Raw genomic sequence first — 9,202 nt, 5'->3', positions numbered from 1 at the left:
GGACGCCCGGATTCTAGCGGCGCATTGCGCCCTTGTCGTGCAGCGGAGACCAGTGCTTGGACCGAGTGTTTATCGAGGGCCTGGAAGTCGACACCGTGATTGGTGCCTACGACTGGGAGCGCGGCATCCGACAGTGCCTGCGTCTTGATCTGAGCTTCGCCTGGGACAATCGCCCGGCCGCCGCCGGTGACGACCTGACCCTGGCGCTCGATTACGCCAGCGTTTCCACGCGCATCCAGGCGTTTGCCGAGCAGGCGCAGTATCAACTGGTCGAGACTTTCGCCGAGCGCCTGGTCGAAGTGCTGATGACTGAATTCAACATCACCTGGGTGCGTTTGAAGCTGACCAAGCCCGGCGCCGTGCCGGCTGCCAAGGGTGGCGTGGGCGTGGAGATCGAGCGCGGATGTCGCTGACTCAGGTGTATCTCGGGCTTGGTAGCAATATCGAGCGTGAAACCCATTTGTGCGCCGGTCTTGATGCATTGGCGACGTTTCTGGTGGATATCCGCTGTTCGGCGGTGTTCGAAAGCCAGCCGGTGGGGATCAAGAGTGGGCCGTTCTTCAACTTTGTGGTGTCGGCATATACCGACCTGCCGTTGATGGAGCTGGATCGGCGCTTGAAATTCATCGAGGCGGATAACGGTCGCTATGCGCCGGATCGCAAGGGGTTGCCGCTGGACATCGACGTGCTGCTGTACGGCGATCTGGTGGGAAACTTCGACGGATTGGTCCTGCCGCGAGCCGAAATTCTGAAAAATGCTTTTGTGTTGTGGCCGCTGTCGCTGATTGCGCCGGATAGGGTGCATCCCGGTGTGGGAAAAAGCTTCGCCACGCTGTGGGCGGAGGCGCAGATTGATCAGGTGTTGGCGCCGGTGGGGTTTGAGTGGCGGGGCGAGCAGCTCACACCTCTGAATCTTTAAAAGCAAAAGATCGCAGCCTTCGGCAGCTCCTACACCGGGATTCCCGTTTCCATATAGGAGCTGCCAAAGGCTGCGATTTTTTGATCTTGCTTCAAGCGTTTTCTTTGTAAGCCTTTAACGCCTTGAGCCGTTCACGTTTGAGTGCTTCGCCCAGATCCGGGCCTTTGAATCCCTTCTCCAGCAATGGCTGCACCGGTACGCCGCGCGCAGCATTCGCCGCGCCGCGCAAATAATCCGCCTGTGGATAACTTCTCTGCTCCAGACCTTTGCGCCCGCGTGCATCCATCTCGCACGCGGCAATAAATTCCTCAAAGCGCTGGGGCCGACGATACACATCAAAGCTCTGCAACAATTCCAGCAACGTCGAAGCCTTCAACTCCAGGGCGCGGTGGCCATGGGTGTGATATTGGCAAACCAGTAGCGCCAATTCCTGACAGTCCTTCGGCGCCTTGAAACGCTCGTTGACCGCTTTGATCAGCTTCAGTCCCTTATGCTCATGGGCAATGTGTCGCGGCCATTCCTCTTCTGGCGTCAGCCCCTTGCCGAGATCATGCAGCAGGCACGCCCAGCGAACGGTCAGCGGTTGTTTGTACAGCGCTGATTGCTCCAGCACGCTGAGGGTGTGGATGCCGCTGTCGATTTCCGGATGATGGATTTCCGGTTGAGGCACGCCGAACAGAGCGTCGACTTCCGGCATCAGTACTTTCAGCGCGCCGCAATCACGCAGTACCTGAATGAACACCTGAGGCTGATCCTCCATCAACGCGCGGGAGATTTCTTTCCAGCTGCGCTCAGCCGTCAAAGCTTCCAGTTCGCCGGACTCACTGAGTTGGCGCATCAGTTCCAGTGTCTCTGGTGCGACGGTAAAACCGAGCCCTGCATAGCGAGCGGCAAAGCGGGCAACACGCAATACTCGGAGGGGATCTTCGGCGAATGCCGGGGATACGTGACGCAGAACCCGATCCTCAAGATCGCGCTGGCCATGATAAGGATCAGTGAGATTGTGCTGATCGTCCTCGGCCATGGCGTTGATGGTCAGGTCGCGGCGGATCAGGTCTTCTTCAAGCGTAACCTCGGGGCTGGCGTGAAACGTGAACCCGCCGTAGCCGCGACCGCTTTTGCGCTCGGTGCGGGCGAGGGCGTATTCCTCGCCACTTTTCGGATGAAGAAATACCGGGAAGTCCGCACCCACCGGACGAAACCCCTTGGCAAGCATCTCGTCAGCAGTAGCGCCTACTACCACCCAGTCGATATCAGTGACCGGTTTGCCCAGCAAGCGATCACGCACCGCGCCGCCGACCTTATAAATCTGCATAAAAAACCTCCGTTGGCCCGACAGGATAACCCTTGCGTCGGACTTTCGGAGGCCAGAACCGGATCAAAGATGAATGACGGCCAGATCGAGCCGACCGTAATCCCCTTCACTGTGTTCACTGCGTGGCGGTACGTGATGGGTTTTCATGATCTGGTCGCCTTGCAGGGTTTCCAGATGAATGTCGAAGCCCCACAAGCGATGCAAGTGTTTCAGGACTTCTTCGGTGGAGTCGCCCAATGGTTTGCGATCGTGTTGCTGGTGACGCAGGGTCAATGAGCGGTCGCCGCGACGGTCGATGCTGTAGATCTGCACGTTGGGTTCGCGATTGCCGAGGTTGTACTGCGCTGCCAGGGTTTCGCGGATGATTCGGTAGCCGGTTTCGTCATGGATCGCCGGTACCAGCAGATCATCCTTTTGATCGTCATCGAGGATGCTGAACAGTTTCAGGTCGCGGATCACCTTTGGTGACAGGTACTGCAGGATGAAGCTCTCGTCCTTGAAACTGCTCATGGCGAACTTGATGCTCGACAGCCAGTCGGTCCCGGCGATTTCCGGGAACCAGTGACGGTCTTCCTCGGTGGGCTCTTCGCACATGCGCCGGATGTCGCGGTACATGGCAAAGCCGAGCGCGTAGGGGTTGATGCCGCTGTAGTAGGGGCTGTCGAAACCAGGCTGGAACACCACGCTGGTATGGGACGTCAGGAATTCCATCATGAAACCGTCGGTGACCAGGCCTTCGTCGTACAGGTCGTTCATCAGCGTGTAGTGCCAGAACGTCGCCCAGCCTTCGTTCATCACCTGGGTCTGGCGCTGTGGATAAAAGTACTGGGCGATCTTGCGCACAATCCGCACGATTTCCCGCTGCCACGGCTCGAGCAATGGCGCGTGCTTCTCGATGAAGTACAGGATGTTTTCCTGCGGCTCGGCCGGGAAGCGCGCATTGTCCTTGTCGCTGTATTTGTCTGCGCCTTTTGGAATGGTGCGCCACAGGTCGTTGATCTGCTTCTGCAGATGTTCTTCGCGATCTTTCTGCCGCCGCCGTTCCTCCTCGGCGGAAATCGGGTAGGGGCGTTTATAGCGGTCGACACCGTAGTTCATCAACGCATGGCACGAGTCGAGCAAATCCTCGACTGCATCGATGCCGTGGCGTTCCTCGCATTGCATGATGTACTGCTTGGCGAACACCAGATAATCGATGATCGAACTGGCGTCGGTCCAGGTGCGAAACAGGTAGTTGCCCTTGAAGAAGCTGTTGTGACCGTAGCACGCGTGGGCCACCACCAGCGCCTGCATGCAGATGGTGTTCTCTTCCATCAGATAGGCGATGCAGGGATCCGAGTTGATCACGATCTCGTACGCCAGCCCCATTTGTCCGCGGCTGTAGGATTTCTCGGTGCTGAGGAAGTGTTTGCCGTAGGACCAGTGGTGGTAGCCCAGCGGCATGCCCACCGAGGCGTAAGCGTCCATCATTTGCTCGGCGGTGATGACTTCAATCTGGTTGGGGTAGGTATCCAGCGCATAGCCGGCCGCGATACGGGCGATTTCGCGGTCGTAGGTCTGGATCAGCTCGAACGTCCATTCGGAGCCGGTGGAAATGGGTTGGCGTTTCTGCTCTTTGGCGGTCATGTCACTAACCTGCGCTGGAAGAGTTCACGGAAGACCGGATAGATATCCCCGGCCGAGACCAGTTGCTGCTGGGCAAACGTGTCGGAAAAGGCTTCGGCGATGCGTTCGTATTCGTACCAGAGGGCTTGGTGTTCGCGCGGGGTGATCTCCACGTAAGTGTAGTACTGCACAAACGGCATGATCTGGTTGATGAGGATGTCGCGGCAGATTGGCGAGTCGTCGTTCCAGTTGTCGCCGTCGGAAGCCTGAGCCGCATAGATGTTCCACTCGTTGCTGGGATAACGCTCGGCCATGATTTCCTGCATCAGTTTCAGGGCGCTGGAAACGATGGTCCCGCCGGTTTCCCGTGAATAGAAAAACTCCTCTTCGTCCACTTCCCGGGCGCTGGTGTGGTGACGGATGAACACCACGTCGATCTTGTCGTAGTTCCGCTTCAGGAACAGGTACAGCAGGATGAAAAAGCGCTTGGCAATGTCCTTGGTCGCCTGGGTCATGGAGCCTGAGACGTCCATCAGGCAGAACATCACTGCTTTGGAACTTGGATTGGGCTGCTTGATCAGCAGGTTGTATTTCAAGTCGAAGGTATCGAGGAACGGCACGCGATGAATGCGCGCGCTGAGTTTTTCGATCTCTGCCTCGAGTTCCTGAATATCGCCGAAGTTGTCAGGCTCTTCACGCTTGATGCGCGCCAGTTCTTCTTTGGCTTCACGCAGTTTCGCGCGGCTGCTGCCCGACAGGGCGATACGCCGTGCGTGGGCTGAGCGCAGGGTGCGGATGATGTTGATGCGCGAAGGATTGCCTTCGTTGCTGATCCCCGCGCGCACGGTTTTGAAGGTGTCGGTGCCGCTCAGGTTGCGTTTCACCAGGTTCGGCAGTTCGAGGTCTTCGAACATGAATTCCAGAAATTCTTCCTGGGTGATCTGGAAGACAAACTCATCCATGCCTTCACCGGAGTTGCCGGCCTTGCCCGGTCCGCGTCCGCCGCCGCCTCCCGGTGGGCGGGCGATGTGTTCGCCGGCAGTGAATTCCTTGTTGCCAGGATGAACCACGGTCTGCTTGCCGCCACGGCCGTGGTGAAGCACCGGTTCGTCGATGTCGCGACCGGGAATGCTGATCTGTTCGCCGTGTTCCATATCCGTGATGGAGCGCCGGCTGACCGCCTCTTCGACAGCCTTCTTGATGTGGTCACGGTAACGCCGCAGGAAACGCTGGCGGTTCACCGTGCTCTTGTTCTTGCCATTGAGACGTCGGTCGATCACATAGCTCATACGTGGCCCTCCGGGCAGCTTCAAGTTGTGAGCTGCAAGCTGCAAGTAGACGCCATTGCCCGAACGTCAGGCTCATGCGCTTTTTTCTTGCAGCTCGTAGCTGTTAGCTTGCAGCTGCTTCACTGCGATTTCCGGACCCGTAGGTACCATTCGGACAGAAGCCTTACCTGTTTGTCGGTGTAGCCGCGTTCGACCATTCGTGTAACGAAGTCGTTGTGCTTCTGCTGATCCTCTTTGCTCGCCTTGGCGTTGAAGCTGATGACCGGCAGCAGATCTTCGGTGTTCGAGAACATTTTCTTCTCGATGACCACCCGCAGTTTTTCGTAGCTGAGCCAGGTCGGGTTCTTGCCGTTGTTGTTGGCCCGGGCGCGCAGTACGAAGTTGACGATCTCGTTGCGGAAGTCCTTCGGATTGCTGATGCCGGCCGGTTTTTCGATTTTCTCCAGTTCTTCGTTCAGCGCGACGCGGTTGAGGATTTCGCCGGTTTCCGGATCGCGGTACTCCTGATCCTGAATCCAGAAATCCGCGTACAGCACGTAGCGGTCGAAGATGTTCTGGCCGTACTCGCTGTAAGACTCCAGGTACGCGGTCTGGATCTCCTTGCCAATGAATTCGATATAACGCGGTGCCAGGTATTCCTTCAGGTAGCGCAGATAACGTTCGCGGGTTTCAGCCTGGAACTGTTCCTGCTCGATCTGCTGCTCCAGGACATAGAGCAAGTGCACCGGGTTGGCGGCGATTTCATGTGGATCAAAGTTGAATACTTTGGAGAGGATCTTGAACGCGAAGCGGGTCGACAGGCCGTTCATGCCTTCATCCACACCTGCCGAGTCGCGGTATTCCTGAATCGACTTGGCTTTAGGGTCGGTGTCCTTGAGGTTCTCACCGTCGTATACGCGCATCTTCGAATAGATATTGGAGTTTTCCGGCTCCTTGAGGCGCGACAACACGGTGAACTGCGCGAGCATCTTCAAGGTATCTGGCGCGCAGTGGGCCTTGGCCAGGGAGCTGTTGAACAGCAGTTTGTCGTAGATCTTCACTTCATCGCTGACCCGCAGGCAGTACGGCACCTTGACGATGTAGATCCGGTCGATGAAGGCCTCGTTGTTCTTGTTGTTACGGAAGGTGTGCCATTCCGATTCGTTGGAGTGCGCCAGCAGAATACCGGTGAACGGAATCGCGCCTAGACCTTCGGTACTGTTGTAGTTGCCTTCCTGGGTTGCGGTCAGCAATGGGTGCAGCACCTTGATCGGTGCCTTGAACATTTCGACGAATTCCATCAGGCCCTGGTTGGCCCGGCACAGCGCACCGGAATAGCTGTAGGCATCGGCGTCGTTCTGTGGGTATTCCTCGAGTTTGCGGATGTCGACCTTACCGACCAGTGCGGAGATGTCCTGGTTGTTCTCGTCACCTGGCTCAGTCTTGGCCACGGCGATCTGATTGAGGATCGACGGATACAGTTTGACCACGCGAAACTGACTGATGTCGCCACCGAATTCGGCCAGGCGCTTGGTCGCCCATGGCGACATGATGGTGTTCAGGTAGCGCCGAGGAATGCCGAAGTCTTCCTCAAGGATCGCGCCATCTTCGGTGGCATTGAACAGACCCAATGGCGACTCGAATACCGGCGAACCTTTGATCGCGTAGAAAGGGACTTTCTCGATCAGTTGTTTCAGCTTCTCGGCCAGGGACGATTTACCACCGCCGACGGGGCCGAGCAGATAGAGGATTTGTTTCTTCTCTTCCAGGCCTTGGGCGGCGTGGCGGAAATACGAGACGATCTGGTCGATGCATTCTTCCATCCCGTGGAAGTCTTCAAAGGCCGGATAGCGACGGATCACCTTGTTGGAGAAGATGCGCGACAGCCTGGAGTTGGTCGAGGTGTCGAGCAGTTCCGGTTCGCCGATGGCCAGCAATAGACGCTCGGCGGCGGAAACATAAGCGCTGCGGTCTTTCTTGCACAGCTCCAGGTACTCTTGCAGCGAGAGTTCTTCCTGGCGTGTAGATTCGAAGCGTTGTTGGAAGTGGCTAAAGATACTCATGACGTCACCTCGCTCGATACGTGGAGCCGACGCCGGATCACTCAGTCGATGCTGGCAAGCAGCCGCTGTGGCCACTTGTTTACCCCCCAGAACACTTTCGCGGTCGACAACCTTGAAAGTCACTCCCGATGACCCGTGCGCCGGTGTACCGGCTCTCCCCTGATTTGGATGGCCTGGGCTTAAGGATAGTTGGGAATTCGGGAGGTAAAGGCGAGATACGTAATTAGTTGTGGCAGACCGTTCGTCTGCCGTGCGCAGGCCCGCGGAAGCCGGGGCCTGCGCATGACAAAAAAATTATTCGGAGGTGCCTTGCGCAGTTTCCGAAGGGTAAGTCGTACGCCAGAGCTCGAAGCCGCCATCCATGCTGTAGACGTCGGAGAAGCCCTGACTGATCAGGTAGGCTGCGGCACTTTGGCTGGAGTTGCCGTGATAGCAGACTACGACAGTCGGTGCGTCGAGGTCAGCGGCACGGATGAAATCCGAGATGGAAACGTTATCCAGATGCCTGGAGCCGGCGATATGCAGTGCGGCGTAGGTTTGCGGGTCACGTACATCGACCACCACGGCGCCTTGCTCACGCAGGGCCTGGGCCTGTTCCGGGGGGATTCGTTTGAATTCGCTCATGGCGGGTTCCTGTAGCTCGGCTGAAAGCACAGTCTAACGCAGGGCGTTGACCGGCAAAGTTTCGGGGGTAGGTGGTGCGACTGTCGGTGCTAAGCCACCGTGCTCATCGCATTTGCACGACACGCGTTCGCCGCTGTCGACGTTCATCAGGGTCAGGCTGCCGCCCCAGACACAACCGGTGTCCAGCGCCGAAATGCCAGGCTCATGGATATTGCCTTCCAGAGCAGCCCAATGGCCAAAGATGATCCGCAGGCCCCGGGTCTTGCGCTCCTTGTGCTGGAACCACGGTTTGTAGCCGGGCGGCGCAGTATCGAGGCCTTCTTTGCTTTTGAGGTCGAGCTTGCCCTCGGCGGTGCAGAAACGCATGCGGGTGAAATAGTTGGTGATGACTCGCAGGCGGGAGACGCCTTTAAGGTTGTTGTCCCATTTCGACGGCTCATTGCCATACATCCCGTCAAGGAAGGCGGGAAGCAGGTTTTCATCGCGCAAAGCAGTTTCAACTTCAGCGGCGCATTTCAAGGCGCGGCGCAGTGACCATTGCGGCGGGATGCCGGCGTGAACCATGGCGACATCGCGCATCTCGTCGTAGTGCATCAGCTTCTGCTGGCGCAGCCACTCCATCAGTACGGGGCCGTCAGGGGCTTCGATGATTTCGCGCAGGGTGTCGGACTTCTTCAAACGCTCGATATGTTTACTGGCCGCCAGCAGATGCAGATCATGGTTGCCGAGCACGCAGATCAGCGACTCACGCATGCCATAGAGCAAACGCAGGGTTTCCAGAGACTGCGGGCCGCGGTTGACCAGATCGCCCACCAGCCAGAGCCGATCAAGCTTCGGATCGAAAGCGACTTGCTTGAGCAAGCACTTGAGCGGCTCGAGGCAACCTTGCAGGTCACCGACGGCATACGTCGCCATCAGTGCAAGGCTCCGGGGACGGCGAGGCGGAAGGGTTTGATGATGGCATCGAAATGCTTGCCGTCGTCGGCGACCATTTCGTAGGTGCCCTGCATGGTGCCGACCTTGGTGGTCATCACCGTGCCGCTGCTGTAGGTGTGCTCACCGCCAGATTTGATCAGTGGCTGCTGACCCACGACACCGGCGCCGCGCACTTCTTCGACATGCCCATCACCATCGGTGATCACCCAGTGCCGCGAGATCAGCCGGGCAGGGAGCTCGCCATTGTTTTGCACGGTGATGGTGTAGGCGAACGCGAAGCGGTTGTGCTCGGGTTGCGATTGGTCTGCCAGATAGTGGGTAACGACGCGGACATCGACGTGGTAACGGGAATCGGACATGCAAAGGGCCTTAAACGAAGCGGAACGCGGGGCGTAGCTGATGGGGAATCAGTCTAGGCAAGTATCGGGCAGTAAACCAGAGTGGCGTCCTGCCCGATAGCGTTCATCGCCGG

General features: G+C 57.8%; 9 protein-coding genes. 2 read left to right on the top strand and 7 right to left on the bottom strand.

Annotated features, from left to right (window positions below; translation table 11 throughout):
* Nucleotides 1-56 precede the first annotated feature (56 nt).
* Together folB and folK are read left to right on the top strand one after the other, a co-directional pair.
* Nucleotides 57-413, top strand: coding sequence for a dihydroneopterin aldolase (gene folB / locus ACIOVB_RS18495; protein ID WP_401270118.1), 357 nt, complete (start codon nt 57-59; stop codon nt 411-413).
* Complete coding sequence (folK, locus tag ACIOVB_RS18490) at nt 404-919, top strand: 2-amino-4-hydroxy-6-hydroxymethyldihydropteridine diphosphokinase (RefSeq protein ID WP_187680839.1); 516 nt, start codon at nt 404-406, stop codon at nt 917-919. The genes folB and folK overlap by 10 nt, the downstream gene beginning before the upstream one ends.
* A 91-nt stretch (nt 920-1,010) precedes the next feature.
* Here folK and ACIOVB_RS18485 read toward each other — a convergent pair whose 3' ends face one another.
* The 7 genes from ACIOVB_RS18485 to apaG form a co-directional block, all read right to left on the bottom strand.
* Nucleotides 1,011-2,234 (bottom strand): multifunctional CCA addition/repair protein, encoded by a 1,224-nt coding sequence (locus ACIOVB_RS18485; protein WP_187680838.1) that lies wholly within the window; start codon nt 2,232-2,234, stop codon nt 1,011-1,013.
* A gap of 63 nt (nt 2,235-2,297) precedes the next feature.
* Nucleotides 2,298-3,860: a SpoVR family protein gene (locus ACIOVB_RS18480; RefSeq protein WP_187680837.1), complete on the bottom strand. Its 1,563-nt coding sequence runs from the start codon at nt 3,858-3,860 to the stop codon at nt 2,298-2,300.
* On the bottom strand, nt 3,857-5,128 hold the full coding sequence (locus ACIOVB_RS18475; RefSeq protein ID WP_187680836.1) for a YeaH/YhbH family protein: 1,272 nt from the start codon (nt 5,126-5,128) through the stop codon (nt 3,857-3,859). Before ACIOVB_RS18475 ends, ACIOVB_RS18480 begins: the two co-directional genes overlap by 4 nt.
* A gap of 119 nt (nt 5,129-5,247) precedes the next feature.
* Complete coding sequence (locus ACIOVB_RS18470; protein WP_007910115.1) at nt 5,248-7,170, bottom strand: PrkA family serine protein kinase; 1,923 nt, start codon at nt 7,168-7,170, stop codon at nt 5,248-5,250.
* Between the two features lie 294 nt (nt 7,171-7,464).
* Nucleotides 7,465-7,794 carry a thiosulfate sulfurtransferase GlpE gene (glpE, locus tag ACIOVB_RS18465; RefSeq protein ID WP_187680835.1) on the bottom strand — a complete coding sequence of 110 codons (330 nt, stop codon included), beginning with the start codon at nt 7,792-7,794 and terminating at the stop codon, nt 7,465-7,467.
* A 33-nt stretch (nt 7,795-7,827) separates the two neighbouring features.
* Complete coding sequence (locus ACIOVB_RS18460) at nt 7,828-8,709, bottom strand: symmetrical bis(5'-nucleosyl)-tetraphosphatase (protein ID WP_401270112.1); 882 nt, start codon at nt 8,707-8,709, stop codon at nt 7,828-7,830.
* Complete coding sequence (gene apaG / locus ACIOVB_RS18455) at nt 8,709-9,089, bottom strand: Co2+/Mg2+ efflux protein ApaG (protein ID WP_401270109.1); 381 nt, start codon at nt 9,087-9,089, stop codon at nt 8,709-8,711. Before apaG ends, ACIOVB_RS18460 begins: the two co-directional genes overlap by 1 nt.
* Between the last annotated feature and the right edge of the window lie 113 nt (nt 9,090-9,202).

The sequence above is a fragment of the Pseudomonas sp. NPDC087639 genome (assembly GCF_044743385.1).
Lineage (GTDB): Bacteria > Pseudomonadota > Gammaproteobacteria > Pseudomonadales > Pseudomonadaceae > Aquipseudomonas.
Note: the sequence above shows the minus strand (reverse complement) of the source record. Positions and strands in the feature narration are given on the sequence as shown.

What these genes read in the sequence shown, in the direction of transcription:
- ACIOVB_RS18475 (WP_187680836.1), bottom strand. Translation starts at nt 5,128, where the DNA reads ATGAGCTATGTGATCGACCGACGTCTCAATGGCAAGAACAAGAGCACG.
- ACIOVB_RS18485 (WP_187680838.1), bottom strand. Translation starts at nt 2,234, where the DNA reads ATGCAGATTTATAAGGTCGGCGGCGCGGTGCGTGATCGCTTGCTGGGC.
- ACIOVB_RS18470 (WP_007910115.1), bottom strand. Translation starts at nt 7,170, where the DNA reads ATGAGTATCTTTAGCCACTTCCAACAACGCTTCGAATCTACACGCCAG.
- folK (WP_187680839.1), top strand. Translation starts at nt 404, where the DNA reads ATGTCGCTGACTCAGGTGTATCTCGGGCTTGGTAGCAATATCGAGCGT.
- ACIOVB_RS18480 (WP_187680837.1), bottom strand. Translation starts at nt 3,860, where the DNA reads ATGACCGCCAAAGAGCAGAAACGCCAACCCATTTCCACCGGCTCCGAA.
- glpE (WP_187680835.1), bottom strand. Translation starts at nt 7,794, where the DNA reads ATGAGCGAATTCAAACGAATCCCCCCGGAACAGGCCCAGGCCCTGCGT.
- ACIOVB_RS18460 (WP_401270112.1), bottom strand. Translation starts at nt 8,709, where the DNA reads ATGGCGACGTATGCCGTCGGTGACCTGCAAGGTTGCCTCGAGCCGCTC.
- apaG (WP_401270109.1), bottom strand. Translation starts at nt 9,089, where the DNA reads ATGTCCGATTCCCGTTACCACGTCGATGTCCGCGTCGTTACCCACTAT.